Raw genomic sequence first — 26925 nt, 5'->3', positions numbered from 1 at the left:
CCCAGACCCGCTTTCAACCACGTGCCGGGCCTTCTCCCTGCCACCTGCGGGCCGGCGGGCTGGTCCCCTTTCGCCCATCGCCACCCCTACCGAGTCCAGAGAAACCCAATGTTTGCGCAAGCCTTATCCAGCCGGCTCGACCGGCGCGGCATCCACTACGCGTGGCTGGTCGCCGCCCTTACCTTCCTGGTGATGCTCACCACCTCGGCCGCGCTGGGCCTGCCCGGCGCGTTCCTGTCGCCGCTGGCGCGCGAGATGGGATGGAACACCGACGAGATCTCGTCGATCCTCGCCTTCCGCTTTGCGCTGTTTGGGCTGATGGCGCCCTTTTCGGCCATCCTGATGGAGCGCTTCGGCGTGCGCAACGTGGTCTGCGCGGCGCTGGCGCTGATCGCAGGCGGCATGGCGCTGGCAACGGTGTCGACCGAGCTGTGGCAGCTCTTCGTCGCGTGGGGGCTGATGCTGGGCGTCGGCTCCGGGCTGACCGCGCTGGTGCTGGCTGCCGTGGTCGCCAACCGCTGGTTCAGCGCGCGGCGCGGGCTTGTCATTGGCGTGCTGACCGCCAGCTCGGCCACCGGCCAGCTCGCGTTCCTGCCGGTGGCCGCCTGGCTGATCGAGCATATGGGCTGGCGCGTCGCCGTGCTGCCCGTGCTGGCCGCATGCGCGCTGCTGGCCGTGCTGGTGCTAGGCCTGATGCGCAACCGTCCCGCCGACGTGGGCCTGGCGGCGTTCGGCGAAGTCCCGGCCACGGCGCCGGTGCAGCCGCCCGCGCCCCCGGCACCGCTGACGCTGCGCGCTCCCTTCCTGGTGCTGCGCGACGCCGCGCGCACGCAGGCCTTCTGGATCCTTGCCGGCACCTTCTTTATCTGCGGCCTGAGCACCAACGGGCTGATCCAGACGCATTTCATCGCGCTCTGCGGCGACTTCGGCATGGGCCCGGTGCCGGCGGCGTCGGCACTGGCGATGATGGGCGCCTTCGACTTCGTCGGCACGATCCTGTCGGGCTGGCTGTCGGACCGCTATGACAGCCGCAAGCTGCTGTTCTGGTACTACGCGCTGCGCGGCCTGTCGCTATTCTGGCTGCCGCATTCGACCTTCACGCTGTACGGCTTGTCGATCTTTGCCATGTTCTACGGGCTGGACTGGATCGCCACCGTGCCGCCGACGGTCAAGCTGGCCGCAACCGCCTTCGGGCGCGAGCGCGCGCCGGTGGTGTTCGGCTGGATTTTTGCGGCCCACCAGATCGGCGCGGCCGTGGCGGCGTTCGGCGCGGGGATGACGCGCACGCTGCTGCTGACCTATACGCCGGCGCTGTATGCAGCCGGCGCGGCCTGCGTGGTTGCCGCGCTGCTGGCGTTGATGGCCAGCCGCAAGCGCGCGGCAAGCGTGGCGGAGCCCGCCCGGGCGTAACAGGGCGTTGGGTGCTCCCATCTCCCGCTTGCGGGAGAGGGGCCGGGGGTGAGGGCCAGAGCCTCGACGAAGTGCAGCGCTTCACTTCGTGGACATGCCGGCCCTCACCCCCAACCCTCTCCCGCAAGCGGGAGAGGCAGCACACAGTCAGCACGTGTGTGCCTGGCTCGGCGCGCCGGCACAAACATCATTCCCGCGCGGGCGCTGGTCCTTTCCAATCATCAGAACTTGGGGATGCGCAGCGTCTTGCTGACCATCAGCGTGCCCGACAGCGCGAACAGCAGCGCCAGCGGATGCAGCACGGCAGGCCCCAGCGCCCAGGCGCCGCCGGGCAGGTCGCCACCAAGTTGCCCCTGCCAGGCGCACCATGCCAGCACGGCGGTGAGCAGCACGCTGGTCGGGATCGGCGTACCTTCGAAATACGCCACCTTGCCGCTGTCGCTGCCGGCGGCCAGCGTTTCTGCGGTGACATTGAAGCGCGCCAGCCGGCTCACGCCGCAGCAGACGAAGTAGATCAGGATGGCCAGGTCCCAGCCGCCGCGCATGCCGGCGGCAAACGCCAGCGTGGCCGGCCCGACGCCGAACGAGATCACGTCGGCCAGCGAATCGAGCTCGCGTCCCAGCGCCGAATGGGCATGGCGCCAGCGCGCGATGCGGCCGTCGAGCACGTCGAAAATAAAGGCCAGCGGCGCCAGCGCCGCGGCCGTGTAGAAGTGCGACAGCTGCTGGTCCGCGACGAAGAACATCGCGAAGAACACCGACGCCATGCCGCAGGCGGCATTGCCGAGCGTGAACACATCGGCAAGCTGCAACTCGCGCAGCATCGAGAAATGACGGGGACGCTCGGGCCGGGTGTTCATGGAACGCGCTTACAGAGCCTTGGATACGTGGTGCACACTCGGCGGCGCCGCGAAGGTATCGCCGACCAGGGCACGCCACTGCTGGAATTCGGGCGATTCGCGGAAGTGGACCATATGGTCTTCCACGGTTTCCCATTCGACCACCAGCGTGTACTGCTCGGGCTGCTCGATGGAGCGGAACAACTGCACGCCGTGGCAGCCACGCGAGCGCAGGAACAGCGGCTTGGCCTGGCTGACGCCCTGTTCGAACTGCTGCTCCATGCCGGGCTTGATGGTGAGTTGGGCGATTTCCTTGATCATGGCGGTTCCGGGTACTTTGGGTTGGAGGCCGGCGCGCGCCGGCGGGTTCCTGCTACCTTAGCACGATCGCGGCGCCACATGCCGCGGAAAGCATTCCGTTACACCGCTCGGCTAGCATCGTGGACCTTGCCACTTCCTTAGAGATGCCATGCCGACCCGCTTGCGACCGCTGACCGGAAATCCTTGTGTTCCGGTCGTTGCCGTTCTTCTGTGCCTGCCCGGTGCTGCGCCGGCATTTGGCGCGGTGCAGCCATGCGGCGCGCCGGCGACAGCCATTGTCCAGATCCAGGACGGCGGCGCATTGGCCGGCCGCATGGTGGAGATCGAAGCCGTGGTGACCGCGGATTTCAGCGGCGATCGCGGCCTGCGCGGCTTCTTCGTGCAGCAGGCCGACGCCCGGCGCCAGCAGCGGCCAGGTATTTCCGAAGGACTGTTCGTCTATGCACCACGGGCAACGGCGCGCGCTGGCGACCTCGTGCGCCTGTCCGGAAGGGTCGAGGAAAAATTCGGACAAATGCAGCTGACCTTGTCCGATGCCCCGACGGTCTGCGCGAGCGGCATCCCGGTCACGCCGGCTACGCTGACGCTGCCTGCCAGCGATGCCGACCTGCGTGCCCGAGCCGGCATGCTGGTCAGGCTGCCGCAGACGCTGACGGTCAGCGAAACCCATGAACTGGCGCGCTACGGCACGCTGGCGCTGAGCCTGGGGCGCCCCTTCGCGCCGACGCAGGTCGCCTTGCCAGGTACGGCGGCAGCGCAAGCCGCGGCGGCCAACTTGCGCAACCGGCTGCTGCTCGACGATGGCTCGACGCGCCAGTATCCGGAAGTGGTGCCCTACCCGCCGCCACGGCTTGCCGCCAGCCATCCGCTGCGTGCCGGCGATACCGTCAGCGGCGTGACCGGCGTGCTGGAGAAGCGCCACGGGCAGTGGCGCCTGCAGCCGGTGCGCGGCGCGCGGGCTCCGGCGTTCCAGGCCGCCAATCCGCGCCCGGGCGCGCCGGCGCGCCATCCCGCCGCAACCCTGCGGGTGGCGGCGTTCAACCTGCAGAACTACTTCAATGGCGGCGGCGGCGCGCTCGCTTCTGCCGACAACCGCGGCGCGCGCAGCGCCGCGGCGCTGGCCCGGCAGGAGGCCAAGCTGGCGGCCGCACTGCGCGCGCTGGATGCCGACGTGATCGGACTGATGGAGTTGCAGAACAACGGCTTCGGCCCCGACAGCGCCGTGCGGCAACTGGCGGCGCGGCTCGGGCCCGACTGGCGCGTCGTCGATCCCGGCACGCCCGCGCTCGGCGGCGATGCGATCGCGGTGGGCCTTCTGTACAACGCCCGCGCCACGGAGATCGTCGGCCATGCCGCCACCACGTGGCTGGGCGACCGCAGCCGGCAGCCGCTTGCCGCCAGCTTCCGGGCAAAGGCCGGCGGCGCGCCCGTGACGGTCGTGGTCAACCACCTCAAGTCAAAGAACTGCGCGGATGCCGTTGGCGCGCAGGCCGACCAGGGGGATGGACAAGGGTGCTGGAACGCTTCGCGCGTGCAGGCGGCCGGCACGCTGGCCGACTGGCTTGCCACGGTGCCGACCGGCGCGCCCGGCGCGGGCGTGCTGGTGGTCGGCGACCTGAACAGCTATGCGATGGAAGATCCCGTGCGCCTGCTGGCACGGCGCGGCTATGCGGACATGGTGGCGGAGCTGGCGGGACCGCGAGCCTACAGCTACGTCTACAACGGGCAGGCCGGCTACCTCGACCATGTGCTCGCCGATGCCGCCGCCGCAAGGCATGTCGTAGCCGTGCAGGCGTGGCAAGTGCAGGACGATGCCGTTTTCTTCAATAGAATCATCGCCTTATCGTAGTTTTTGGCGCGGAAAACGGTTGTCAAAACGCGCGGATACGTCCTAATGACATCAAAGACTTACCGGACGTTTTGAACAACCACCTCCGACATCGCCAAGCGGCTTGGGTAGTTGCCAGTCCACCTACCGCGCTTCACATTTCGCCTACACAAGCGCCCTGCGATTCACAAACTGCCTACGCGTCAGTCCACGCCAGGATCCCGCGTGAAGTGCGGGCATGAGTGCAACAGCGGGGCGTATTGGTTCAGCGGGCAGTCGAACTTCTGGTAGTCCCAGCCATAGCCCGCCTCCATATAGATGCGCGGCTTCGAGCACCGGTAGCAGACGAACTCGGTGGAGATCTCGTAGGTGGGGCGACTTGGCCCGGGAGGAGTGAAGGACATGGCGGACACTGTATGCACATACAGTATAGCCAGCTTTACTTTCCTTGCGCCTGACAGGCTACAATTCTGGCCTTAATCGGGAATTGGGTTGAAACAATGAAGTGGACTGAGCGGCAAAAGCTCCGCATTGGCGGTGAAGAAAAAGACGTACCGTGGTGGGTCAATGACAAGCTAAAACTGGCGAACTTCTGCAAAGAGAACGACCTGCCGACGCCAAACATCGACGTGGTGTGGGAGCATCCCGACCAGATCGACCTGTCATCGTTCGGCGAAAACTTTGTCCTGAAGCCGAGCGTGTTGCATTCGGCCCGCGGGGTGATGGTGCTGAAGCGTCTGCCGGACGGGAAGTTCTACGACGGGCTGACACAGCGCGAGTTGACGCAAGAGACCATCATCAAGGAGCAGACCAAGCATTTCGAGGACTGCAAGTACAAGTCGAACTACCGCATCTTCATTGAGGAGAAGGTCGCGGGCGACGACGAGGTCGGCGGCGCGGTGCCTCTGGACTACAAAATCTACTGCTTCTATGGCGTGCCGAGGATGGTTTTCCAGTTCAATCGGAACCATAAGCCGAAGCGCGCCGCATGGTTCGATGGACAATTCCGACCGATCCGTATGCGCGAGAACATCCGCAGCGACTGGAAGTTCATCCACCACGGCGTGCACATCCTCCCGCGCGAGTGGGAAAAGATGCTGGAAATTGCATCGCGGGCCTCGAAGCTGGTGAAGACTCCGTTCATCAGCGTCGATATGTTCTCATCGAAGCGGGGCCCGCTGATCGGAGAACTGACCCCGGCGCCGGGCGGCCCGTTCTACGGCGACATGTACAAGTTCAGCGAAGAGTTCGACACGGACCTCGGTCGCGAATGGGCGGCCGCGCTGGAGCGTATGAAGGGGGATGTCAAATGAGCGAGTCGACCACCTGGGTCCCGGCCTATAAGTTCGTGCCGCTTCAGCAAGAACAGGTCTTGGCTCTGTATGAGATTCCGGGCGTGCCCGGCAAGTCGTCGCTTGGGCTGGCAGTCATGGAAGGCGATACGTGGCTGGACAGCTACACGGGCGAGCCGCTGAAGGGCCAGCCCACCCACTTCTGCCGTATCCCTCCCCTCCCCCTGTAAGAGCGCCTGGCCGCGCTACTGCGGCCACGCCTCGACTGTCTTCCGGTGCCGCGCCGCGCAGTCTCCCAGCGCGCCGAGCACCGACACCATCCAGTCCTGCCACACGTCATAGTCAGCCACGGCCGGCGCATCCGGGACCGTGCACGCTGCCGCCAGCGCGCTATCGAGCGGAGGCGGCTTGCTTGGCTGCGTCGACGGCTTCGGACAGGTTGCGCACGCGCTGAGCGTCAGGGCGGCAGTCAGCAGGCAAAGGCTTCGCATTCTTCAGGTCCTTGCGCAGAGCATCCATCTTGACGCCCAGCATCGACTGGATGGCGAGGTAATCGTCCGCGCTCTGGCGGATCTTGGCGCCGGCTTCCTTCATGTCGGTGAGCGCCAGGTTGGCGCTGGTCAGATCGGCCTGCGCGCGCGCCGCAGTGAGCTCGGCAATCTCGGCATCCTTGCGCCAGCCGTTGGCAGACCAGCCGGCGGCAAAGAGACAGCCGCCGAGGGCCGCGGCGCCGATGGCACGCCACGGGATTGCAGCAAGTGCCATACGGTAGTCGATCATTTCTGGCGGAATTTGCGCTTGAACCACACCTCGATGTACTGCGCACCGACGATGCCGAGGCCGCAGCCAATGCCATAGAGCGCCAGCGGGTTCAGGGTCGGGAACTGGATCAGTCCCACACCGGCGATCATCGAGGTAGCGGCTCCGAGGATCGCTCGGCCGAGGATCAGGCGAAAGGTCAATTGTTCGTCGCTCACGAGTAGTTTCCCTAGTGCGATCATGACCCCCATGATGGCCAACATGGCCAGGCTCTTTTCGTGGTCTTGCATCATTCCCCCGTCATGGATAAGCCTTGCGGTCCAGCTCAAAGTGCGGGCCGTCCTTGAACGTCCGCCAGTCGCCACCCCAAACGATGGCGACACCCGTTTCCGTCGCTGCCTGCTTCATGGCGGCAGCGATCTTGTAATAGAGGGGCCAGTCCCACCGGACTTCCCCGTCGACCACGGCGGCGAGGTCTACCGCGTGCCCGGTGATGTGCCGGCTGTTCAGCGTCTGGCTGGCGCCCTTGGCGAGCAGCTGTGCCTGGCGCTCGCGGGTGCGCCGACCCTCGGTGACGATGAAAACCACCGCGCTGATCTCGGCCGCGCGGCGCACGACCTTCACGAGATCGGCATGCACACCGACGAGGCGGTCCAACGATCGTTGGTTCAGTTCCATGTGGGGTCACTCGTAGAAGCGGACTGTGGAGAAGCCAAGCTCCGTGAGCGTCGTCGGGCAGTCGAGCACCGGGCCGTAGTAGAGCTTGTTGTAGGCGCCGGCCTGGCCGGAGATATAGGGGCCGTTGGCGCCCATGTTCGCCCCGGACGGGCCGCCCATCGGGAACAAGGTGAACATCACAGTCAGGTTCAGCGGCAGTAGCGGTGCAGTGCGGTTGATCTGCGTGACCTTGTTGTGCCGGCCGAGGATGTTCTTGCCCTCGGCAATGCTCATCGCGCGCGGCAGCGTGACGTTGTCGAAGTCCTCGTTCGTCGCCGACATCGCGGTGTAGGCGGTGCTCACATAGGCGCTGCCCTTCATCGAGCAATCGAAGGCCTGCACACCGTCCTCGAAGTAGGTGTAGACGCTGTCCACGTCCATGCTGTCGGCGCCGGTCGTCATGGTGGTCGTCTGCTGCAGCCGCATGTGCTGCCCGGTCACGAAAGTGTCGGTAGCCGCCGGGATCGTGGTGACGTCACCGTCCACCATCAGGTAGGGAGCCGCGCGCTCGGTCTCGCCGCCATGCACGGACCCGAACCATTTGCCTTGATTGACCGAGAAGAAGGCGTAGTCGGACGCGCCGTTGCCCTCCACGTAGTCGCGGTCGTAGTCGCCGTAGGCGATGCTGTCGATGGTGCGCTTGCCAGCGTAGTTCTCGAGCGTGGCGAACTCGGCGCCGATTGCGTTCAGGGTGCCCCCGCTCACCTTCTTCAGCTTGACCTCATTGGAGCCGGCGCGGGTGGCCTCATAGCGGACCGGCAGCAGGTACTGAGTGCCCACCAGCACAGCGCTAAAAGTCTTCTGGAGGGTGCCGTTCACGTACAGCTCCACGCTGGCCGCGCTGCCTCCGGTGCAGTAGACGCCCACATATCCAACCTGCCCCACTGCGGTCGCATCGACGTTCCATGCGATCTCGGCGTTCAGCGTTGAGGTGGAGCGGTACTTTACCTGGCGCGCGGTCACGGTACCCGTCGGAAAGGACTGGCTCACCAGCACGTTTGCCGATGCCCCCCAGGCGGCAGCAGTCTCGAAGTCGGCGGCGTGCTTGTAGACGTAGACCTCGGACAGGAAGCGCGTCACGCACGCGCGGTAGTTCTGGCTGGCACCGCCGGTATCGGTCGGGTTGCTGGTGAACGAGTTGTACCAGTGCTCGCACTTGACGTAGCCCTTCCCCCGGCGCTTGATCAGGACGGCCAGCACGGTGCTGCTCTCGCGCAGCATGATCTTCTGGTGCACGCCGCCCGTAGCGTGTCCGTGGATGAAGTCGACGTCGGTCGGGTACCCGCGCACGGTGCAGCCCCGCAGCGGGCCGACGTTGCGCAGGTTCGTCGTGTTCTGCAGCTCAGTCTGGTTGCCGATGATCCCCAAGCCCTTCATGTCGACCGGGTTCGGGAAGCCGATGGTTGCGGACCGGACGTGCAGATAGCCCAGCCCGAGCGACACCGCAGCGTCCACGGCGGCCTGCCAAGACGTGTATTCCTCGCGGTAGATCTCCGACCGCAGCCGGGTATGCAGGTTCGGCCCGACCGACCCGGGCGACGGCAGGTTCAGGCCGATACGCGCGGCGCCGTTGGTGGGGCTGGTGGTGTCAGCCAGAAGCTGCATCACGGCCTGGCCGGTGCCGTCTGTCGAGAACTCGGCGATCTTCTGCAGCAGGGTCTGCAGGTTCACTGCGTCCTGGCCGGCGATCGGGTTAGCCAGATCCTGAATCCGGTTCTGCATGGAGCGGTATGCGCCAGCGCCATTCACGTCGCCCGGCCCGAGCATCAGCACGCGCGAGAACTGGCCGGGGTTCAGCCCCATGAAGTAGGCGACCCGCTGCAGCACCATCCAGAGGCGATCATAGTCGTTATTGACGTCGGGCGAACGGAAGTCGCCGAGGATCTGGTACTGCGTGTCGCGCTTGATGGCAACGTCGCGCTCGATGCGCACGACAGTCAGCGCGATAGGGTTCGTGCTGAAGACGACGTCGCCGCCCGAGACGTTGCCGACGCCGGTGACGGTATAGCCGCCAGCCTGCTTGACATCATCGAGGTAGACGGCCAAATCGCCGGCTTCGATGACGTAGCATTCGTAGGCGAAATTGCTAGTCGAGCCGTTGGCGACGTAGCTAAAAACGGTATTCTGGATTGGGACGGACACGGCGGCCTCTCTGTGGCGCGCCGCATCGGCGGCGCTAGTTCTCGAACGTCACTTCGTGGACGCCCGCGGATTGCCGCCAATCTTTGTCGTTTCCGGCTGTCGGTTTCCCGACAAGGTAGTTAATGCGCACAGGCGCGGCCAGGATGGCGCCCGAGCCGGAATCGAGGTAGCCGTCCGGCTGTTCTTTGACCGCCGGGTTCCAGTCCTTCATTTCGTCCCACATCGGGCCGTTCAGGACGTCGACGTGCGCCCACAGCACGCCCGACTTCATGGGTGGCTCCAGGCCGGCAAGGATCCGCTCGTTCTTGTTGGTCCGGGCAATGTGTTCCTTGACGCCGCAGCGCAGCCCTTCCTGCTTGAGGGCGCGCAGCAGCAACTGAGGCATGAAGTTGCCCAGGCCGTTCGTCTCAACCTCGATGTGCACGATGTTGAAGCGCCGCACGAGCTCAGCAATCTGCATCACCTGGCCGCCGGTGATTCGGGTGTTCTTGCTGTCGTCGAACTCGGCCATCTCTCCGACCAGCCCCTGCGCCACATGCCAGTAGTGGTTGCCGTACCCGTCATCGAGGATCAGCGAGAATGCCGAAGTGTCGCCGCCGACCTTGCCCTTTGCCGGATCCCAGTAGGCCCGGCCGCTGAAGATCTGCACGCTGCCGAGCATCATGCGCACGGCGCGGTTCGCAGTCTCCAGCCGCGGGTGCATGTCGTATGCCTTGATGTGCTCGGGGTCCAAACGGCTCTCTGTGATGGGCTTGGCTTCCAGCATGTACTGGCTGTCCCAATAGTTCAGCGTCCGCGTCTTCTTGCGGCGCTTCTCGATGTCGGCGCGCGTGAAGCGCTCGGGCCAGGCGCATCGGGCGTAGATGTCGAGCACCGCGCCGGGAGGCTGCTGGAATACGATCGAGCCGTAGCCTTCTGGCAGGATGGCGCTCTTCTCGATCGTGTAGTCGTCTCCTTCCTTCAGCAGCCGGGCCGCCTTGTGGATGCCGACGATCACGTAGATGCCGTCCTCGCCCGGCTCGAAGGGGAAGGCGTACCGCGTGCGCTTCGAGGTGTCCTCGTAGCGGATGCTGCTCTCGAAGAGCGGGATCTTCAGCAGCGCGGCCCCGGCGGCCACCTGTTCGGGGTAGATCGAGTCGTGAGTGTGCGGCGTACCGATGTAGGTCTCGCGCCCGCCCGGCACCAGAATGAAGGTGGATTCCTGGATCTTCGCCCGCAGGTTCTCGCGCGCCTCTGCGGTGCGGATGTTCTTCGGCACCTCCACGTCGTCGTAGTCGATGTCGCGCGCGCGGGCGGAGGTCACGTTTTGATTCACGCCCACGGCGGTCATGCTGGCGTTACGCGCGTCGTTCGCGCCGGTCACCCAGAACATCTGCGCGCCGGGCTTCGTGGGCAGCATGCCGCCGCACAGAGGGTGCCGGCGTAGCACGTTGATGGTGTCCCGGGTCAGTTTCTTCGACAGCGGACCGTCAGCGGCCCAGATCAGCGACACCCACGTCGGATCGTTATAGAGCTGCCACGCCTTGTAGACGGCGTAAATGGTCGACTTGGCCGCGCCCCGGAAGACCATCAGCACGCGCACCGGGTCGTCACAGAACTCCAGCCACTGGCAGATGCGCACGTGCAACGTTGGCACCTTCCAGTTCATGACCTTCGCCCACAGCAGGAAGAAGGCCAGAAAGCTGATGCGCTTACTTGCCATGGACACGCTTGTCAAAGGCGACCTTGCCGGACTCGCGCTGCGCCTTATCAATTAGCCGCGCAGCCTCCTTCTCGGCGGCACGAATCTCACCGTCAAGCCCGTCCGAGTCCTTGCCGTCGGACTCGACCTCCGCTCCACCGCTGCCGCCCGCGCTGTTGCTCTGAATCACCCCGATCAGGCTGGTGGTCTTCATGATGACGGTCAGCGTGGCCGCGGCGTTCTTCTTGCACCAGTAGCGGTCGCCGCGCGTCTTCGCCTCCATGGTGTTGGCAGCGATGCCATGGCCAGGCCACTTCGCCGGGTCCGCCTCGTCGAGGAACACGTCCGTCAGCTTCTCGGTCAGCGCCTGGAGGCGCTCGTATTGGTCCTGCCGCATGTCAGCCTCCCACAGCTGCGCCGAGGTCCGGCGCTCGTTCTGGCGCGCCGGTGCCCGGCTTCCACCAGTAGTCCTGATTCCAATCGCGCTGCGCTCGCGTTCGCATGCGCGAAAGATAGCCGGGAGACAGCAGCTCCTGCAAGGCATGCATGCCGGCGTGATCGAGGGCTGCCTTGCCGTACCAGATGTTGATGTATGGCAGGTGCCCACGCCCGAAGCGTAGCGCCTCGGCACCGACGTGCGTGTCCTTCCCTGCGGCGGCTTCGTAGACGTTCTCCACGCCTAGCTTACCGACCAGGTCGAATGCGCTGCCGATGCTCGGCCCGGCCACGTTCTTGATGGCGTTGGCCGTCGAGTCGCCCGGGTTCTCGGTCGGGTCGGTCAGCAGAAAGTCACCGAGGATGCCGAGGCCACCGCCTTGCGCCAGAGCGCGCAGCCAGAACTTGCCCTGTGTCATGTCGATGGGGTCTTTGCCCTGGACGATCTGCTTATTCTGGTAGGCGATCGCGCCCAGCCCTGTCAGCGCCACCAGCATCGCCCCGCCATACATCACGCGGTTGGCCATGGCCGGCGCCCCCTGCAGGTTGCCCGGCGCCTCCAGCATCCGGCTCCAGTGCCGCGAGATCATGGCGATGGGGAACGACTTGAACTGCATGACCGAGCGCGCGAACTCTCCCAGCGGCGTGCCACGCTGCTGGCCGCCCCACGACTGCGCCGCCTTGGTGGTCAGATCGGGATTCAGCACCGCATATTCCGACTCGTCGGTAATCAGGCCCAGCACCTTGGCCACCACCTCGTCGGCGCGTGGATCGCCGCCGGCGCGGATGGATTCCGGCGTCAGGAAGTCCATGCCGTTGTAGGGCGTGAGCTGCGCCTGGCGGATGACATCCCAGTCCGCTTCGGTGATGCCCTTGCTGGTCATGCGCCAGCGATCGTACTCGGCCAGCGCCTTCCAATCGGTCTTCGCCAGCTTGGCCATGCCGTTCATCATGGTCATGCTGTAGGCGCGTCGCAGGCTGTCCGTCCAGAAGTTCATGAGCGACAGCTTCATGGTGCTGTTGGCCAGTCGGCCCGACCACGTCTGCCGGATGTTGTCGCCACTCCAGCGGTTCAGGTCCGAGATCATCGATTCGGCGATGATGCCGTGCATGCTCAGGAAGTCGCGGGTGTCGCCGTCTAACTGCTTGCCGATGTTCTTCAGCGCGTCCCAGTAGCTGAGCCGGTTATAGCCGGTGGTCACGAAGTAGGTGCCGAGGTCTGTCAGGCTCGACAGCACCGCGCCGCCCAGCTTGCCGAAGGTCTGGATGTTGCGCATGTGGGTGCCGATCTCGGCAATGCGCCCGCTCACCGGCGCGCCCGTGGTGCCGTTCAACACGTCCCAGTAGCTCGGCGGCAGCATGCCGAAGGTGCGGTCCATGCCGTTGTCGGCGCGGGTGGCAAGGTCGAACTGCAGCCGCATCTGCTGGTTGGGGTTCGGCCCGTAGCGCTCCACCAGGCTGATATCGCGCGCGAGGCGGCCGACGTGCCCGAGCATGGCGTCGTACATGCTGCCGGCGCCGTATTTCCCCATGTATTCGAGGTAGGCATTACCGTCGCGGTAGTGGATCTGGCGTGTCTGGCTGCCGGCATTGGCGCGCGCGGCGCTGCCCGGCGCTGGCCGGCTACCCGGGGTGGTCTTGTTCAGGCCGTCCGTGGCGATGGTTTCCCAGGCCTCGCGGAGGAAGTCCAGCACCTCGGCGTCGTTCATGCGGGTGCCGTCCTCGCGCACGTACTGGCTGCGGTCCAGCATCGGCAGCGTGTCCTGCGCCCAGGCGTCGCGGGCCTGCGCAGATCCATCGCCGCGCACGCGCACGGTGTCGTGCGGCTGCGGCAGGTAGCCGTAGTCGAGCTGGCCCACGTCGCCGCCGGCGGCATTGAAGCGCTGACGCATGCGCGCGATGGTGTCCAGCCATGCCCGGGCCCCTTTCGCGGCGAGGCTGTTGCCGGTGGCGCCATTGGCGTTGGCGATGATCTCGACGGCAAGGTCGCGGGTCATACCCGGGTTATCGGCGTCGAACAGGAACATCAGGCCGCGCCGCAGGCCGCTGGTGCCCTCCCGGCTCTCGGCGGCATCGAGCAGGTCCATCAGCTGGGCCATGTTCTCGCGCTTGACGCCCTCGACATAGGCGGCGGTCTGGTCCATCTCGCGCACCAGCGCCTTGCTGCGGCTGTCCGAGAACTGCGTCATCAGGTCAGTGACACGGGTGTCCATAGCCGCTGTCTTGACGACCTGCAGGTTCGCGCGCGCCACCTTCAGCGCGGCCTCCTGCTGGATGTCGGCCATGGCCTGTCGAGAGGCATCCAGCACGCGCTGGTCGCGCGGCATGGCCTGCCAGGCAGCGGGGTCGCGGCGCGCCATATTGCGCATGGTGGCGGCCAGCCGGTCGTCGATCTTGCGGACCTCGGCGTCGGTCAACGCGCGCCCAGCGGCGGCCTGAACGGCTTGTCGGCACTGCGGTGTCATATACTCGCTCCCATGTCATTCGTTCGATTCATCGTCCATTCCGCCGGCATCTGGTGGATCCTGCTCGGCGTGCCCGCGCTGGGGTGGATGGCGCGCGTCCTGCCGCCGCAGCATCCAGCGGCGTATGTCGCCGCCTTCGTGTGGGTCTGCGGCGTCGTGCCGGCGTGCGTGCTGTCAGGGACCAGCTCCAAGAACCTGCCGGCGGACTTCCGCGCGGCATGGCGCGCCTTCCGCACCTGGTTCTCGATCGTCGGCAGCATCGCGCTGGTCGGCGTCATTCTCTCCCTGATCATCCGCTAAGCGCTGCGCAGGAAGCACTGCGCGGCGACCTCCAGCAGGGGCGCATCAGCGGCGTCTCGCGCGGCCTCCGCCTTCACCGCCTCAAGCGCGTCAGCCAGCCGAACCGGGGCGTCCATCCCTTCCAGTTGCACCATCATGTCGGGCGACAGCTTGGCGATCGCGGCTGCCTGGGCGTCGACCGATGCCATAGCAGCATCCGATGCAGAATTCGGTGCTGTTGTTGCATCGGCAGCCGGTTTTGTACCGCTCGCGGGCGATTCTGATGCAGGTTTCGCGGCAGATGGTTCAGCGGCGGCGGCCGATGGACCACCCTGCTTACCAGTGCGCGCAGCCTCCCCGGCGGCCAGCGCCGTCGCCTTGACCGGGCTCGGCGGTGCGTCCAGCGCGGCACGCTGCGACCGGATGCCGGCAATCTGCTGGTCGACCTGCTGCAGCGCCTGGCGCGCCTGCTCGGCGCCGCGGTTCGCCTCCATCTGCTGTTCCAGCCGGTCGATCCGGACAGCGTGCTCATGGGCCAGCGCGGTGATTTCCTTGCGTGCGGCCGACTGCGCCTGCTTGTAGCTGACGCGCCCTTCCCCCTCGGCCTGCAGTTCCTTGGCTCGCGCGCGGATCGCCTCGTCGCTGGTATCCGGCAGGGAGCGGCGCAGCTGGTCGACCTCGGTGCGTAGGTTGCGGATGGCGCCCGGCTCGGCGGCCTGGCCAACCTCGGGCAGCAGGTCAGCGCGGGCGGATTCCAGCCGGCTGACCATGTCGTCGAGCATGCGAGTCTGCTGCAGGGTGCCCCAATGGATGGTGTCACTCACGTCCACCCGGTTGCCGGCGCCGAGCTGGTCGGACGCCTTGACGATGGCTGCCAGGTGATCCTGCGCGGCGGTAATGTCGGTGGGGTCCTTCAGGTTCCAGCTGTCGACGGTGTCGCGGATCAGTTGGGTGCGGGCAGCGGCCTGGGCGTCGGGATCGTTGGCAGAGGCGCGGCCGGCAGTCTCGCCGGCGTGCTGGGCCATGTAGGCATCGGTGCGCTGCAGGTATTTGATGGTCTCGTCTGAGATCGGGCGCCCGGTCTTCAGGACTGCCTCGGCGTTCTTGCCGCCGCCGTTGTAGTGCGCGATCGCCGCGCGCACGTCGCCGCCATACTGCTGAATCAGCGCCTTCATGTACCGGGCTGCGCCGTCGATGTTGGCCACCGGGTCGCGGACATCGCCCTTGCCGTACGCCGCCCAGGTCTTGTCCATGAACTGCATGATGCCCTTGGCACCGACCGGCGACGTGGCCGCGCTGCTCTTGGAGCGCTCGCCGGCGTTCTTGATGGCAAGCAGCGCCTCGGGCGGGATGCCCTCGCGCTGGGCCGCCGTCACGGCATAGGCGTCCAGCCGGGGATCGTTGTAGGCCAGCGCCTTGCGCTCGTTACCGCCCATGTCTACCAGCGCACGCGCCGCGGCGGCATCACCGGCAGGCGCAGGCTTGGCACCGCGCATGCCCCGCGCAGCCCATGCGCCGAAGCCGGCGGGCACCAGCGTCGAGACAGCCAGGCCGACAGGGTCGAACGGGTCGTATTGCTCGGCCACCTTGCTGTAGTCGGCGTTTTCGAGGATCGCCTTGCTGGCCGCCTGCTGGGCAATGTAGGCACCCGGGCCGCCGGCCACCACCAGCGCGGCAGTGCGCGCAATGGTCGTGCCGGCCACCGGCAGCGCCACGCCCAGGCCTGCGGCTGCGCCAGCGATGGCGCCGACCTGCGTCCTGGTACCGATGTCGACGCCCTGTGCCTTCAGCCTGTCAGCCTCGGCCATGCCCTCGTCGCCAGCCAGGATTGCAGCGCCAGCGAACGGCCCGGCCGCCGCGGCATACCCGACAGCCTTGCCGCCGAAGCGGCCCAGTTGGAACAGCGTCTGCTCGACAACATTGGACGTGGCCGGGTCCGGCATCATCTCGCGCGCGGTGGTGCGCAGGCCGGTGCCGAGTTCAGTGCTGAATGCCTCGCCGCTGGCGACCTGCTGGCGCGCTTGCTCGCCGGCGTCGCGGCGCTTCTGCATCTCGTCGGGAGACAGCAGCAGCGAGGGATCGGCCATGGCGCCGTACCCGGCCTGCACCTGACCGAAGGCGCCGAGCACGTCAGCACCGAAGCCGCCCGCCTCCACCCCGCCCGCGGCAGCACCGACGACCGGCGCCTTGATGGTGTTCCAGACCGAGAATCCGGACTGCTGGCGGGGTTCGGCCACCGGCCGCTGCTGGCGGTCGTCTAGCGTCTGGTCGATGCTGTCCTGCATCAGGCTGTCGAGCATCAGCGGCCTCCCTTGGGCATGCCCTGCTGGCCGTTGGGCGGCGATGCCACCGGACGGCGCGGGTTCAGATCGATGGTGATGCGCTGGCCGGCGCTGTTGGTCACGAAGCCTTGGCCGGCGCGCACGGCGTAGCGTCCCTGCCCGGCATGCACCAGCGAAGCCTGCGGCAACTGCTGGATGAACTGATCGAGCGGAATGGCCGTCTTGCCGCTGAACACCTGGCCGCCGGGCGCCTGCTGCGACAGGTCAGCCGGCGCCAGCGTGCCCAGGCGCTGCGTGAAGGTGTCGTCGGACATGCCATAGGGGCGCGGCACCTTGCTGCCGTCGCGCTGCTCGCGCAGGCCGCCGGTGGCGAGATCCACAGCGCGCCGGATGTCCGTGCCGCCGCCGTCCGCTGCAATGGATGCCTGGATCAGGTAAGCAGCGTCGATCCACTGCTGGCGCACGTCCTGGTTGAGCGTGGCGTCACCGATGCGGCCGGCAATCTCCGCGCGCCAGCCCGTTTCCTTGGCGCTGTCGACCTTGACCGAGCCGTCTTTCAGCGCGCGCTCCCCACGCAATACCAGTTCGGAGGTGTAGCGGCCGGCAGAGGTGCGGGAATTGGCGTAGGCCATGGCCATACCGATGGTCTTGTCCTTCTCGCTCATCTGGCGCGCTAGGTCGGATACCCGGTCGGCGTCGCCCAGCAGCCCACCGAAGGCGGCAAGCGCGCTGGCCTGCTGCTCGGGCGGCAGCGCGCGCACGAGGCGGCCGATGGTCTGCGCTTCCTCGGGCTGCAGCGGGCTGACTTTGCGGCCGGCGGCCACCTCCACCTGGCCGATCTGCTGCATGCGCTGGCCGATCACGTTCTGCGCGTCCTGCACATTGTTTAATGTGATCGTCGGCGCGTCCCGGATCACGCCGCGCTCCTGCGCCGCCTGCCACGGGTTGTCCTTGTAGGCGCGCACCCCGGCCGTGTAGATGCTGTCCATCTGCTTGTAGACCTGCTGCTCGACCGGGCTGACACCGATTTTCGGGTCGGAGCCCGCGGCGCGCTGGCGCTCCAGCACCGCCTGCTGCTGCGGCAGCGACATGCTGGCGAAGCCGGCCACCTTCGACTGGGACTTCACCAGTTCCTGCGCCGGCCCGGCCATGGCGGTGCCCGCGGTGGCGATCGCCAGGTCGTTGATGGCCTCCTGCGACAGGTAGCGGCCCTGCGCCGACAGGTCGAAGACCTTGTTGTAGGCGTCGACCGCTTGATTCTCGCGCGCCAGCTGCTCGCGCTCGGCCTTCTCGGTCGCGCGCACGTTTGCCGCCTCGATGCCGTTCAGGTAGCCGTAGCCCTTGGTCATCAGCGCGGTGCGCTTGGCCGGGTCGATGGCCTCACCTTCCGGGCCGCTGATCTTGCCCATGGCCCCACGGATCAGTTCGGCATTGCCGCTTGCCGCGGTGCCTTCCAACGTGGCGTTGGCGAAATTGAAGGTCGCACCCTCGGTGAAGGCGTTCTTCGCCTTGGTGATCTGTTCAGGCGTCCAGCCGGCCTGCGGGCCCATGGTGTCGACAGCGCCGTGATATTGCGCAATCGCGCCCGGCAGGTCGCGCATGGCATTGCGCTGGAACTGCTCGCCCAGGGTGTTGAGGCTGCCTCCAATTTCCGACTGCTGGCGCTTGACCACCACACCCTGCAGGTTGCGTTCCATGGCGCCGGTGGTGCGGATGACGTTGGCCTCGATCAGTTGGCGGGTGTCTGCATCCATCTGCCCGAGGCGCTGGCCCTGCAGGTCTTGGACGCGCTGGCGATAGGTCGGAATGGCATCGGACGCCTTGATCGTGCCGGCCTCGACCTCCCGCCCGATGTTGTCGTGCAGGTCGCGCACGTCGTTGTCCAGCTGCGCCAGCGACACCGCGGCGTTCGCGCGGCGCTGGGCGTCGTCGTTCGCCTGGATCGCGCGGCCGAGATCGCCGACACCATCCGCCAGCCGGCCCGCTGCCTGCGAGATGCCGACGCCGAAGGCGCTGGCCGGAGCTTCCACCGCAGGACCGGGCCGCGCGATGGTGTTGCCAAAGTTGCCGAGGCTGATCTTCATTGGACGCTCCCCGTGCTGGTGGTCGGCGTCTTCTTGGCCCAGCCGGCCTTATAGGCCGATGCCGCGCCACCGAGCAGCGAGCTACCCGCGTTGAGGTACCCGGCCGTCGCCGCGTTCTGGCCGGTGGTGTCGAGCATGCCGGCCTGAATATCCCCCGCCCGCTGGGCCCGCGTGCCGCTCAGGATCGTCTGGTAAGCGTCCTGCTCAGATGTGCGGTAGATCTCGTTGCTGATGCGCAGCGGCGTGCCGGCGCCGATGGAGACGCCCGACGCGGCCAGATTGGCCGTGGCTTCTGCCTGCTGCTGGCGGGCCGCCTTGCGGATCTTCTCGGCCTGCGCGACCGCGGCGTCCTTGTCCTGATCGGCCTGCCGGCGCGCGAGCTCGGCATTCGTCTCGGCCGTGTCCTTCGCCTGCTGGCCCGACATGATGGCGGCGCCCGCCCCGACGACCGCCGACGCGACAGCCGCATAGGCGGCGATTACCCCTGCCTCAATTCCCATAGTGATACTCCAGTCCGATTGCACAGCGATCGAAGCCCAGCCGCTCGTACAGCTTTGCCGTCATCTCGGCATCCAGCCCCGTGGACGTCCCGGCATGCAGCCAGGCGGCGCCCTTGATCCTTCCCCACGCCACAAGCGAGCAGATCAGCCGGCACGCTGCCATGCCGCCGCGGTACTCCGGATCGATCACGAAGCTCATTTCGTGGGCGATGCTCGCGTCGCAGGCCCAGTGCGGCTGCAGCAGGCCGGCGATCCCGCCCACCACTATCCCGTCGACCTCGTAGAGGAACACCACCCCGCTGGGGTTCAGGATCAGGCTTGTCATGGTCTCGGCGGCGCGCGACCGGTTGAATGGGATGCGCGACCAGCGCGGCGACTCGGCGTGCAGCGCGGCACCCAGATCGACGATGCGCGGCACGTCAGCAGTGGTAGCAGTTCGGATGCTCATGAGTTGAAGGTGATCTCGCGGACCACTGCCAGAAGGTGGAAGGGATACGGCCTGTCCTGAATCAGCGTCAGCGGCGAATCACTTTGGTGCCAGCCCAGCGTGCCGACCGACTCATAGCCCGAGTGGATCTCTGGCGGCCGGTCGAGCAGCTCGTCGCCGAAGGTGCGGAAGGCGATGTCCTGCGGGAAGCCGTCGCCGGTGTCCACGCGACAGCCGGTGGTGTCCCGGATCAGCGGGAGCACGCGGCTGGTGCTGATCATCGAGGACTGTGCGGTGCCGTCGCCCATCTGCACCTCCGGACGCAGCAGCTTCACCTGGCTGACCAGCGGCAGGCCGATCTCGACGGCAAAGGCATTGCGCGGGATGGTGATCGAGCCGCCGGATACAACGAAGTCCCCCACGAAGATGCCGTCAGCTAGGCACCAGACCGTATTGCCGTTCAGGTGCGACAGGCCGCCCCAAGTGGCCGATCCCCCGCCGCTGGTGCCACGGATGGCGCTGTCCATCATGTAGCCGTCCTCGAACCGCTCCACGTAGCGTTGCAGCGTGCCGTTGGCGCTGCGCTGGACGATCACCCATGTCTCGTCGCCGCCGTCCGGGCGCGGCACGCATGCCACCGATTCAAACATCCCGGGCGTGCTCTGCGGCGCCCAGGCAATCACGCCCTCGTCGCGGTCCAGCGTCAGGGTCGCTATCTTGCCGTCGGCACGCACACACCACAGCAGCGAAGCCGGCTCCTGCAGTTCGTTCTGCTGGGACGCCGGCTCCTGCTGGTAGGCCATTGAGACGATGCCGGACTTCGTGATGTGGTCGGCCAGCACCGTCAGGTCGGGAGCGTTGTACTGCAGCGTGTCGGCGTCATACGACAGCGCGCGGATCTTCCGGTTGGCGCGCTGCACGAACAGGATCTCGCCGCCCACGCGGACCGGCTTAACTGTGTTGCAGCCGAACACCGACCGGCCCTTCATCTGCACATTGGTCGGGGTCAGCGGCTTCTCGACGCCGCCGTGCATCGTGAATTCGCCCCCGAAAGTCAGCGGCAGCAGCACGGTGGCGCCCACGAGGCGCTGGATGGGGTTGATCTGGCCCGTGGACGGCAGTTCGAAGGTGAAGCCCTCGTCGTCGTCCGTGCCCTGCGTGAAGTCGTAGTAAAGGCCGTTCCGGCTGCCCCACGTGGCCTGCGGGAAGCGGCGCGAGCCAGCCGTCACCAGCCGCTGCTCGTAGAAAGCGCCGGTGCGCGGGTAGCCGTCGAAGGATGACCAGACCGACGCCTGCAGAATCCAGCCGTTCGCCGGCGCGGCGACGTCGGAGGTCAGTTCCTTCTTGATGACGCCGTTGGCGATCGTGTCGCTGGTGATGCCGGTGACCAGCACCAAGCCGCCATTGATCTCGACGAACTTGCCGACGTCCTGCGCGCGCCAGCCCGCAGCGGTCAGGGTCATTGTGATAGCTGCGCCGACCGGGTCCTTTGCCGATGGGTCGTTATCGGCCTGCGGCGAGTCCTGCAGGATCCAGTCGTTCGCGGCCAGCAAGGTGCTGCCGAACGTTTCAGTGATGTCGGCGGTCACCACCGTGCCGCTGGTGTAGCCGGTGATCGTGGCCTGGCCGGAGCCGGGCCCGGTGATGCGCCGGCCCACGTCCGCCGGCATGAAGGCCGACGCGCCCACGGTGAAGGTGCGGCCGGCACCCACGGTGGCAGCCGAGAGCGTCAGTGTGGTGTTGAATCGGTCGCCTACCTCGTCGAAGGGCTGCACCGTCCACGGCGCTGGCTGCAGCACCCAGTTGTCCGACGCCAGCCGCTTGAGGGTCTGCGTGGGCACGTCCGGATGGAAGAGGAACATCGTGTCGGCGCCCTGCGTGTAGTCCAGGCTCGGCAGCATCGCCTCAGTCCATGGCGTCGCGATCTCGAACGGCACGCCCGCGACCAGCACCTGGCCCCCGCTGGCGACATAGACGCGCAGGTAGTTGTGGCCCAACTCCAGCATGTAGGCCTGCGTGGTGCTGAAAACGAATGGCACCAGAATGCTGCGCCGCGTGCTGTCCTTCGTCGCGGCGATGAACTTCGTGCCGCTGCGGCGGTTGGCGCCGCCTTGGATATCCACGATGCAGTTCTCGAGCGACTCGGCGCCGTTCTGGTACCGATTCACGTCGACACGACCGTAGCACTTCGGGGAGATCTCGCCCGCGGTGAAGTTGGTCTGGATGGTCTTGATCTTTGGCATGGCCTACCTCAGAAGCGAGATTCGAGCAGCGAGCCGGCGTCGAACTCTTCCGGCGGGTTGTCCTGCCCGTCGACTGCTCTGGCCATCTTCAGGTGCATCAGCGCCTCCTGCAGCTTGCTGTCGCGCACGGTGGTGGACTTCGTGACGGCGTAGGCCAGGCGCGCGGCCATCTCGATCTCCATCTGGCGGATCAGGTTGCGCGTCCACGAGGCTTCATCCTCATTGCGGAAGACGTACTTGATCTTGCAGGTCTGCACGCCCATCAGCAGATTCAGCCCTTCCTGCTCGAACTCGTCGGGGCAGCCGTTCTCACCGATTTGGATAGTCCGGATCCAGTCGCCGGGCAGCTTGAACTGATAGGACCAGCCCCACGCCGGCGCGGCCTGTAGCGGCGAGAGGACCAGCCGCTTGGTGGCGCACTTCCAGTAATGGGCGCGCAGCACGTCGTCGCGCGTGCTGGGGTACAGGTTGGCGCACAGGCGCGCCATCTTCGTGCCCTCGGTCAGGCTGTTGATGGGATCGCCGCCGAGTTCCAGCAGCGCATTCGAACAGATGGTGACGGCGGTGGTCATCGGGCCTCACAAGAAAAAACCGGGGCGCGCGGCCCCGGGTTGGAAACCCCGCTCGCGCGGGTGGAGGAGACAAGCGTTGCTCGGCTCAGTCGGCGGTCACGACCTCGACTTCGATGCGGAACTGCGCGTTGTCGGTCGGGTTGGCGCCGCCGAAAGTCGCGTAGACGTAGCACGGCACCGTGGTCACGTACTCGGCGCCAGCGGCCACCAGTGCACCGTTGTTCAGGGCGCTGCGTCCAGCGGCTGCCACGTCGACGGCTGCGGCAATGCCGTCCGCATCGATCGCCACACCATTGGCGTCGCGGATGCCAACGTCGAGGGTGACACCCGCGCCCATCGCCGCACAGGACACGAACGAGTTGCAGGTGAAGCGCGTGCCCACCGGCAGCAGCACCGGGCTGGCGACGGTGTCGTTCTGCGCCAGCGCGTGGGCGGCAGGCGAGGTGATGACGACCACGCGCTTGCGGCCGTACGCCTCGTTCGGGCTCATCTTGGTGCCAGCCGCTACCTTGGCGGCCTGGCGGGAAACGATTTCTGCCATGGTTGGCTCCTATCTCGAATGGGTTGGGGTCGCGGCTTAGACGAAGTCGATCTGGACGACCTTCTCTTCCTCGACGCGCACGGCGCCGTAGGAGCCGGCCATGGACACCTGCATCGTGTCCTGCTTGTCGCCGCGGCGCTGCGACTTGCCTTCCACGAAACCGGTGCCGCGTTGCAGTGCCGACTTCGCGAACATCACGGTGCTGTAGGTGCCGCCCGACAGCTGGATGCCCTCGTACGGCACCCAGATGCAGCCCATCCACTTACGGGCCACGTCGCCGTCCTGCAGCATCTGGCCGGCCAGGTAGTCGGCGGAGGTCAGCGTGGTATCGGCGAGGATGTCTTCCAGCATCTCGCTGTTGTAGGGGATGTACAGCTCTTCGCCGTTGTGGCTGTCCGCTTCGTTCTTGCGGAACAGCTTGCGGGCCGCCAGCACCTTTGCCTTCGTGAAAGCCGTGCCGCCGGCTACGATCTTCTGGCCCGCCGGCAGCGCGACCTGTGCGCCTTCCTTGGTCTGCGAGTTGCCGAGCAGAGCGGCGAAGATGATGCGGTCCTTGCGGCGATTCCAGGCGGCGATCAGCGATTCCATGTAGCTGCCGGTCGGGTTGGCCAGTACCTTCGGCTCATCGTTCCGATCCACCGGCAGCGCCTGGTAGAAGTCCTTCATCAGCGCCACGCGGGTGCTGTGGTTGGGGTCCGACCAGACGGTGTCACCGTGGCGGACAGTCTTCTCGGGGGTGTCGTCGAGCGGCGCCAGGCGGTTGGCCGTGAACGACTCGCCGGTGATGTTGCCCTTGTCGGAGACGCACGCTTCGAGGCGCGATTCCTTCTGCTGGGCTTGCAGCCGGATCGTGTTATCCCACTGGATAACGAATGCTTGGGTGATGGTGTTGGACATGGTCCAGTTCTCCAAAAGGTGAGGATGTCGATGTCGCCTTTCGGGTTGCCCGTTTCCGGACCCGTCCTACATTCGCCCCGCTCGACCGGCTCACGTCGCAGCAGGGAGGGCCATTTCTGGTTGTCCGCACGCCACGCGGGCCAGTTGATGGACGTGATGCTCGCGCTGCGGGGGTGTCGGTTTCCCGACAGAAATGAAAAAGCCCGCTTTCGCGGGCCCCTCGGGTGGTTGGAAAACTGGTGTCAGAGTGCGTCGCCGGGGTACTTCTTCTGGAAGTAGGCCTGCACCTGCTTGCTGACCTTGGCGTGCTCCGGGTGCTTGGCGTTGGTGTACGCCTCGGACGTCATGAGCTTGTCGACCTCTTCCTGGCTGGTCGGCATGTCGATGCCACCACCGCCCGGGCTCGTGTCCTCGGCGAATTCGGGCGCAATGGCCGCCATCAGTCGCAGGAAGTCGGTGTTATTGCCCAGGCGATCGGGGCGCATCAGGTCGTCGATGTTCAACCCGGCCTTGCTGGCGATGGCCGCTGCGCCCTTGTACGACAGCTTGACCTGGTCATCGAACGCCTTGCCGGTGCCCCAGGTCTTTTCGAGGTCCGCGCGCGCCGACTGCTCATCGAGGGCTGCAGCGCCACCGACCAGCTTGGGCGCCATCTCGAAGTAGGACTCCATCACAGCGTCCATCTGCTTCTGGCTCAGGCCCAGGCCGTGCATCTTGCCGGCGAAGGACTTGAAGCCCTCGTCGGTCTTCGGGTCGAACGCATCCTTCAGCGTGTCCGGCACCGTCACGGCGTATTCCTCGGCCGACTTGGGCGGCGCGTCGGCGGTACCGAGCCGGCGCTCCAGCTGCCCATAGGTCTCGGCCATCTTGCGGCTGGACGATTCGAGATCCAGCGTGCCGTCGTCCTTGGTGACGCGGAACTTCTCGGGGATGAACTCGGTGGGCTGGCCGCCCGCTGCACCACCAGCCAGCAGGCTGCCGGCAGGTTGGCCGCCGCTGGGCTGGCCACCTTCACCACCGGCCGGGGCGCCGCCCGCGGGGGCACCACCACCGCCTGCGCCACCATCGCCGCCGGCGGCATCCATCAGCACGTAATGCAGGAACTTGCGCTTCATCAGTTTTCCTCCGTTTTGACTTCGAATTGCTCGCCCTCGACGCCGTTGGCGCGATTGATCTGACTGACGATGAACTCCAGCACGCGGCGCTGGCCGTCGCGGTGGTAGGTCTGCAGGACAGCGTCGATGCCACCGGCCGTGACAGCCGGCCTGGCAAAGAGGCGGGTAAGGTGGTCGAGGATGGCCGCGCCGCGGCGGTCGTCCTCGAAGAGTTGCTTGTACAGATCGGGGGTCGGATCGGTCATGCTGCCGCCATGTTCTTGCCCATCTGTTGAGCCGCGGGTTGCATCATTTCCTGCTGCTGCGCCTGCTGGGCCGCCTGCTGCTGTGCCTGCGCGCGCTGCTCGCGCATGGCGATCACCTCGTCGCGCGGCCGGATGATGCTGGCCGGCGCGGCGCGACCTTCGCTGACCACACGCACGGCCTCGTCGGTGTCGATGTTGTCCCACACGCTGGGGTCCTGCTTGGCGTCGGCCATCTGCCCGACCGCGGCGACCGTCAGTTCCACGGCCGATACCTCTTCCAGCTTCTGAGCCTTGGCCTGCGGGCTGATGAACACCACGCGGAATTCGCGGTTGTCCAGGCTCTGCGGCGGCGGGGTCAGGATGCCGCCGCGATAGGCCAAGCCAAAGCAGCGCTGAATCATGCCCTGCAGCCATTCCGCCTGCAGCCGGCCATAGATCGGCCCGAGTTGCTGGCGGATCAGCTGCACGCGCACGTGCACCTCGGTCGCGGTCATGGCCGGACCGTCCTGCGGCTGCAGCTGGTCGGCCATCAGGGTGCGGCGGATTTGGGCGCGCAGCTGGTCCCGCTTCGTGAAGGACAGTTCGAAGTTCCCGCCCGATTGCAGCGGCTTCATGCTGTCGACCGAGTTGGCGACGATGATCTTGCGCGGGCCGATCTTGACCGTGCGCGGGTTCAGCACGCCATCGTCTTCGGCGATCCACATGCCGACGATGTTCATCTCGGCGTTGCTGTCCTCGAGGTACACCAGGCGGTTCAGCTGCTTGATGTCCGGCAGCGCATCGAAGATCGGGCCCATGGCATAGGGCGTGTCCGGCACGACCACCCAGCGCGGCGCGACGAACGGGCATTCGTGATACCCCGACTCGCGCACCACCACCTTGCCCTCGACCTCGATGTCGCACGATGCGAACGGCATGTTCTGCGCGCGCACGGCGCCGACGGCGTGGATCTTGCGGGGGTAGATGGCGCGTAGCAGCTTGACCTTCTCGTCGTACTTCTGCTCGCGGTACATGTCGCGCGTCTTCGCGCTGACGTTGTCGATGCCGAACTTGTTGACCGTCTGCTCGACCGTCATCTCGTAGCAGCGCATCAGCGTGTCGGGCGCACCGCCAGCCTTGGAGCACGTGATGTAGCAGGACTGGACCGGCCACTGCTCGAAGGTGTAGCCGCCCTCTTCCCGGTCCACGTCGATGTACAGGACAAACCATCCCACCGCGACCAGGTCAAGGCAGCACTCGAAGCCGACGGCGTCGTAGTTGCTGGCGTGGATGTTCTCCCAGATGGTGTCGGCGCAGGCCTCGAACCAACGCTTCTCGGCGTCCGTGTCACGCCCGGCTGACAGGCCGAACCACCGGGAATTGCTCGGCGTGCCACCGTCCTTCAGGGCAGCTGCCAGCGTGCGGCCGGCGTCCGTCGAGGTGGCGTCCAAAAGGCGCGCGCGCTTGCTCTGCGCCGTGGTGATGTCGTCCTTGGCTCCGGAGAAGCCGGTACCGCGCATCGGGAAGCTGTAGTCGTAGCAGTCCTGCCAGACCGTTTCGAGGGTCTGCCGGGTGCCTCGCATTGCCCCGAGGCGCCGCAGCAGTTCGTCCGCGCGCGCTGTTTCGCTCATGATCCGAGTTTGTCCTTGCCGTAGGCCATCACGCTGGTGGTTGCCGGCGCGCCGCCGGTTGCCCCGCCGGAGCCTGCCGCCAGCAGCGACTGGCGCTGGCGCTGGCGGCGAAGCTCTGCGGTCTTGGCGTTGGCAGCCGATGCGGCGTCCGCGTCAGCCTGCTCGCGCTCGACCTTCGGGTCGGTTGCCGGTGGGAGGTCTGGTTTGCCGCCGCACATGGTGCTCTCCTGTTCCTGGGGGA

The 26925-nt window shown here is 66.6% G+C and carries 27 protein-coding genes; 5 read left to right on the top strand and 22 right to left on the bottom strand.

All coding sequences use genetic code 11. From position 1 onward, the window contains the following. The first annotated feature begins 108 nt into the window (after window positions 1–108). Window positions 109–1410 (top strand): MFS transporter, encoded by a 1302-nt coding sequence (locus VSR71_RS13330; protein ID WP_342914331.1) that lies wholly within the window; start codon window positions 109–111, stop codon window positions 1408–1410. Window positions 1411–1631: 221 nt separating this feature from the next. Here VSR71_RS13330 and VSR71_RS13325 read toward each other — a convergent pair whose 3' ends face one another. Both VSR71_RS13325 and VSR71_RS13320 read right to left on the bottom strand, forming a co-directional pair. Continuing rightward, window positions 1632–2270 (bottom strand): CDP-alcohol phosphatidyltransferase family protein, encoded by a 639-nt coding sequence (locus VSR71_RS13325; RefSeq protein WP_342914330.1) that lies wholly within the window; start codon window positions 2268–2270, stop codon window positions 1632–1634. Window positions 2271–2279: 9 nt separating this feature from the next. Further along, window positions 2280–2570: an antibiotic biosynthesis monooxygenase family protein gene (locus VSR71_RS13320; RefSeq protein WP_342914329.1), complete on the bottom strand. Its 291-nt coding sequence runs from the start codon at window positions 2568–2570 to the stop codon at window positions 2280–2282. 148 nt (window positions 2571–2718) lie between these two features. Here VSR71_RS13320 and VSR71_RS13315 point away from each other — a divergent pair, with 148 nt between their 5' ends. Next, window positions 2719–4419: an ExeM/NucH family extracellular endonuclease gene (locus VSR71_RS13315; RefSeq protein WP_342914328.1), complete on the top strand. Its 1701-nt coding sequence runs from the start codon at window positions 2719–2721 to the stop codon at window positions 4417–4419. Between the two features lie 182 nt (window positions 4420–4601). Here VSR71_RS13315 and VSR71_RS13310 read toward each other — a convergent pair whose 3' ends face one another. Further along, window positions 4602–4802, bottom strand: coding sequence for a hypothetical protein (locus VSR71_RS13310; protein ID WP_342914327.1), 201 nt, complete (start codon window positions 4800–4802; stop codon window positions 4602–4604). Window positions 4803–4898: 96 nt separating this feature from the next. On the opposite strand from VSR71_RS13310, the gene VSR71_RS13305 reads away from it, so the two are divergent. Together VSR71_RS13305 and VSR71_RS13300 are read left to right on the top strand one after the other, a co-directional pair. After that, window positions 4899–5711, top strand: a complete 813-nt coding sequence (locus VSR71_RS13305) for an ATP-grasp fold amidoligase family protein (protein ID WP_342914326.1) — start codon at window positions 4899–4901, stop codon at window positions 5709–5711. Then, the gene (locus VSR71_RS13300; protein WP_342914325.1) at window positions 5708–5920 is read left to right on the top strand and encodes a hypothetical protein; all 213 of its coding nucleotides are present in this window, start codon (window positions 5708–5710) and stop codon (window positions 5918–5920) included. Before VSR71_RS13305 ends, VSR71_RS13300 begins: the two co-directional genes overlap by 4 nt. A gap of 160 nt (window positions 5921–6080) precedes the next feature. Here the strand turns inward: VSR71_RS13300 and VSR71_RS13295 are convergent, their stop codons facing one another. Genes VSR71_RS13295 through VSR71_RS13265 form a run of 7 tightly spaced genes read right to left on the bottom strand, consistent with a single transcriptional unit; the run spans window position 6081 to window position 13889 of the window. Next, window positions 6081–6455, bottom strand: a complete 375-nt coding sequence (locus tag VSR71_RS13295) for a hypothetical protein (protein WP_342914324.1) — start codon at window positions 6453–6455, stop codon at window positions 6081–6083. Window positions 6456–6466: 11 nt separating this feature from the next. Beyond that, window positions 6467–6742, bottom strand: a complete 276-nt coding sequence (locus VSR71_RS13290; protein ID WP_342914323.1) for a holin — start codon at window positions 6740–6742, stop codon at window positions 6467–6469. Between the two features lie 7 nt (window positions 6743–6749). Continuing rightward, window positions 6750–7127, bottom strand: coding sequence for a M15 family metallopeptidase (locus VSR71_RS13285; protein ID WP_342914322.1), 378 nt, complete (start codon window positions 7125–7127; stop codon window positions 6750–6752). A 6-nt stretch (window positions 7128–7133) separates the two neighbouring features. Beyond that, entirely contained in the window at window positions 7134–9308 is a 2175-nt protein-coding gene (locus VSR71_RS13280; RefSeq protein ID WP_342914321.1) for a hypothetical protein, read from the bottom strand. A gap of 34 nt (window positions 9309–9342) precedes the next feature. Further along, window positions 9343–11010: a phage terminase large subunit gene (gene terL, locus VSR71_RS13275; protein ID WP_342914320.1), complete on the bottom strand. Its 1668-nt coding sequence runs from the start codon at window positions 11008–11010 to the stop codon at window positions 9343–9345. Next, window positions 11000–11386 carry a hypothetical protein gene (locus tag VSR71_RS13270; RefSeq protein ID WP_342914319.1) on the bottom strand — a complete coding sequence of 129 codons (387 nt, stop codon included), beginning with the start codon at window positions 11384–11386 and terminating at the stop codon, window positions 11000–11002. The genes terL and VSR71_RS13270 overlap by 11 nt, the downstream gene beginning before the upstream one ends. A gap of 1 nt (window position 11387) precedes the next feature. Next, window positions 11388–13889: a hypothetical protein gene (locus tag VSR71_RS13265; RefSeq protein WP_342914318.1), complete on the bottom strand. Its 2502-nt coding sequence runs from the start codon at window positions 13887–13889 to the stop codon at window positions 11388–11390. Window positions 13890–13901: 12 nt separating this feature from the next. Between VSR71_RS13265 and VSR71_RS13260 the strand changes: the two genes are divergently transcribed. Next, window positions 13902–14189 carry a hypothetical protein gene (locus tag VSR71_RS13260; RefSeq protein WP_342914317.1) on the top strand — a complete coding sequence of 96 codons (288 nt, stop codon included), beginning with the start codon at window positions 13902–13904 and terminating at the stop codon, window positions 14187–14189. Here the strand turns inward: VSR71_RS13260 and VSR71_RS13255 are convergent. The 12 genes from VSR71_RS13255 to VSR71_RS13200 form a co-directional block, all read right to left on the bottom strand. Then, window positions 14186–16468 carry a transglycosylase SLT domain-containing protein gene (locus VSR71_RS13255; protein WP_342914316.1) on the bottom strand — a complete coding sequence of 761 codons (2283 nt, stop codon included), beginning with the start codon at window positions 16466–16468 and terminating at the stop codon, window positions 14186–14188. The genes VSR71_RS13260 and VSR71_RS13255 overlap by 4 nt on opposite strands. Beyond that, a complete protein-coding gene (locus VSR71_RS13250) occupies window positions 16468–18534 on the bottom strand; it encodes a hypothetical protein (protein ID WP_342914315.1) in 2067 nt (688 codons plus the stop codon). Before VSR71_RS13250 ends, VSR71_RS13255 begins: the two co-directional genes overlap by 1 nt. Then, the gene (locus VSR71_RS13245; protein ID WP_342914314.1) at window positions 18531–19034 is read right to left on the bottom strand and encodes a hypothetical protein; all 504 of its coding nucleotides are present in this window, start codon (window positions 19032–19034) and stop codon (window positions 18531–18533) included. The genes VSR71_RS13250 and VSR71_RS13245 overlap by 4 nt, the downstream gene beginning before the upstream one ends. Continuing rightward, a complete protein-coding gene (locus VSR71_RS13240) occupies window positions 19024–19482 on the bottom strand; it encodes a GNAT family N-acetyltransferase (RefSeq protein WP_342914313.1) in 459 nt (152 codons plus the stop codon). The genes VSR71_RS13245 and VSR71_RS13240 overlap by 11 nt, the downstream gene beginning before the upstream one ends. Continuing rightward, window positions 19479–21704 (bottom strand): hypothetical protein, encoded by a 2226-nt coding sequence (locus VSR71_RS13235; protein WP_342914312.1) that lies wholly within the window; start codon window positions 21702–21704, stop codon window positions 19479–19481. The genes VSR71_RS13240 and VSR71_RS13235 overlap by 4 nt, the downstream gene beginning before the upstream one ends. An 8-nt stretch (window positions 21705–21712) precedes the next feature. Next, entirely contained in the window at window positions 21713–22276 is a 564-nt protein-coding gene (locus VSR71_RS13230; RefSeq protein ID WP_342914311.1) for a hypothetical protein, read from the bottom strand. Between the two features lie 85 nt (window positions 22277–22361). Continuing rightward, window positions 22362–22817, bottom strand: coding sequence for a hypothetical protein (locus tag VSR71_RS13225; protein ID WP_342914310.1), 456 nt, complete (start codon window positions 22815–22817; stop codon window positions 22362–22364). 36 nt (window positions 22818–22853) lie between these two features. Next, window positions 22854–23714 carry a phage capsid protein gene (locus VSR71_RS13220; RefSeq protein ID WP_342914309.1) on the bottom strand — a complete coding sequence of 287 codons (861 nt, stop codon included), beginning with the start codon at window positions 23712–23714 and terminating at the stop codon, window positions 22854–22856. Window positions 23715–23956: 242 nt separating this feature from the next. After that, complete coding sequence (locus VSR71_RS13215) at window positions 23957–24829, bottom strand: hypothetical protein (RefSeq protein WP_342914308.1); 873 nt, start codon at window positions 24827–24829, stop codon at window positions 23957–23959. Then, complete coding sequence (locus tag VSR71_RS13210) at window positions 24829–25074, bottom strand: hypothetical protein (RefSeq protein WP_342914307.1); 246 nt, start codon at window positions 25072–25074, stop codon at window positions 24829–24831. Before VSR71_RS13210 ends, VSR71_RS13215 begins: the two co-directional genes overlap by 1 nt. After that, window positions 25071–26684 (bottom strand): portal protein, encoded by a 1614-nt coding sequence (locus tag VSR71_RS13205; RefSeq protein WP_342914306.1) that lies wholly within the window; start codon window positions 26682–26684, stop codon window positions 25071–25073. The genes VSR71_RS13210 and VSR71_RS13205 overlap by 4 nt, the downstream gene beginning before the upstream one ends. Next, window positions 26681–26902, bottom strand: a complete 222-nt coding sequence (locus tag VSR71_RS13200; RefSeq protein ID WP_342914305.1) for a hypothetical protein — start codon at window positions 26900–26902, stop codon at window positions 26681–26683. The genes VSR71_RS13205 and VSR71_RS13200 overlap by 4 nt, the downstream gene beginning before the upstream one ends. Window positions 26903–26925: the final 23 nt, after the last annotated feature.

Source organism: Cupriavidus oxalaticus, from assembly GCF_038900635.1.
GTDB classification, from domain to species: Bacteria; Pseudomonadota; Gammaproteobacteria; order Burkholderiales; family Burkholderiaceae; genus Cupriavidus; species Cupriavidus oxalaticus_B.
This window is presented reverse-complemented; position numbering and strand designations above follow the sequence as displayed.

Excerpts from the sequence above, each read along its gene's own strand:
- VSR71_RS13235 (WP_342914312.1), bottom strand. The coding sequence starts at position 21,704 with ATGCCAAAGATCAAGACCATCCAGACCAACTTCACCGCGGGCGAGATC.
- VSR71_RS13200 (WP_342914305.1), bottom strand. The coding sequence starts at position 26,902 with ATGTGCGGCGGCAAACCAGACCTCCCACCGGCAACCGACCCGAAGGTC.
- VSR71_RS13240 (WP_342914313.1), bottom strand. The coding sequence starts at position 19,482 with ATGAGCATCCGAACTGCTACCACTGCTGACGTGCCGCGCATCGTCGAT.
- VSR71_RS13205 (WP_342914306.1), bottom strand. The coding sequence starts at position 26,684 with ATGAGCGAAACAGCGCGCGCGGACGAACTGCTGCGGCGCCTCGGGGCA.
- VSR71_RS13210 (WP_342914307.1), bottom strand. The coding sequence starts at position 25,074 with ATGACCGATCCGACCCCCGATCTGTACAAGCAACTCTTCGAGGACGAC.
- VSR71_RS13245 (WP_342914314.1), bottom strand. The coding sequence starts at position 19,034 with ATGGGAATTGAGGCAGGGGTAATCGCCGCCTATGCGGCTGTCGCGTCG.
- VSR71_RS13330 (WP_342914331.1), top strand. The coding sequence starts at position 109 with ATGTTTGCGCAAGCCTTATCCAGCCGGCTCGACCGGCGCGGCATCCAC.
- VSR71_RS13255 (WP_342914316.1), bottom strand. The coding sequence starts at position 16,468 with ATGCTCGACAGCCTGATGCAGGACAGCATCGACCAGACGCTAGACGAC.
- VSR71_RS13220 (WP_342914309.1), bottom strand. The coding sequence starts at position 23,714 with ATGTCCAACACCATCACCCAAGCATTCGTTATCCAGTGGGATAACACG.
- VSR71_RS13225 (WP_342914310.1), bottom strand. The coding sequence starts at position 22,817 with ATGGCAGAAATCGTTTCCCGCCAGGCCGCCAAGGTAGCGGCTGGCACC.
- VSR71_RS13315 (WP_342914328.1), top strand. The coding sequence starts at position 2,719 with ATGCCGACCCGCTTGCGACCGCTGACCGGAAATCCTTGTGTTCCGGTC.
- VSR71_RS13305 (WP_342914326.1), top strand. The coding sequence starts at position 4,899 with ATGAAGTGGACTGAGCGGCAAAAGCTCCGCATTGGCGGTGAAGAAAAA.
- VSR71_RS13325 (WP_342914330.1), bottom strand. The coding sequence starts at position 2,270 with ATGAACACCCGGCCCGAGCGTCCCCGTCATTTCTCGATGCTGCGCGAG.
- VSR71_RS13270 (WP_342914319.1), bottom strand. The coding sequence starts at position 11,386 with ATGCGGCAGGACCAATACGAGCGCCTCCAGGCGCTGACCGAGAAGCTG.
- VSR71_RS13320 (WP_342914329.1), bottom strand. The coding sequence starts at position 2,570 with ATGATCAAGGAAATCGCCCAACTCACCATCAAGCCCGGCATGGAGCAG.
- VSR71_RS13260 (WP_342914317.1), top strand. The coding sequence starts at position 13,902 with ATGTCATTCGTTCGATTCATCGTCCATTCCGCCGGCATCTGGTGGATC.
- VSR71_RS13300 (WP_342914325.1), top strand. The coding sequence starts at position 5,708 with ATGAGCGAGTCGACCACCTGGGTCCCGGCCTATAAGTTCGTGCCGCTT.
- VSR71_RS13215 (WP_342914308.1), bottom strand. The coding sequence starts at position 24,829 with ATGAAGCGCAAGTTCCTGCATTACGTGCTGATGGATGCCGCCGGCGGC.
- VSR71_RS13290 (WP_342914323.1), bottom strand. The coding sequence starts at position 6,742 with ATGATGCAAGACCACGAAAAGAGCCTGGCCATGTTGGCCATCATGGGG.
- VSR71_RS13230 (WP_342914311.1), bottom strand. The coding sequence starts at position 22,276 with ATGACCACCGCCGTCACCATCTGTTCGAATGCGCTGCTGGAACTCGGC.
- VSR71_RS13250 (WP_342914315.1), bottom strand. The coding sequence starts at position 18,534 with ATGAAGATCAGCCTCGGCAACTTTGGCAACACCATCGCGCGGCCCGGT.
- VSR71_RS13265 (WP_342914318.1), bottom strand. The coding sequence starts at position 13,889 with ATGACACCGCAGTGCCGACAAGCCGTTCAGGCCGCCGCTGGGCGCGCG.
- terL (WP_342914320.1), bottom strand. The coding sequence starts at position 11,010 with ATGGCAAGTAAGCGCATCAGCTTTCTGGCCTTCTTCCTGCTGTGGGCG.
- VSR71_RS13295 (WP_342914324.1), bottom strand. The coding sequence starts at position 6,455 with ATGGCACTTGCTGCAATCCCGTGGCGTGCCATCGGCGCCGCGGCCCTC.
- VSR71_RS13285 (WP_342914322.1), bottom strand. The coding sequence starts at position 7,127 with ATGGAACTGAACCAACGATCGTTGGACCGCCTCGTCGGTGTGCATGCC.
- VSR71_RS13310 (WP_342914327.1), bottom strand. The coding sequence starts at position 4,802 with ATGTCCTTCACTCCTCCCGGGCCAAGTCGCCCCACCTACGAGATCTCC.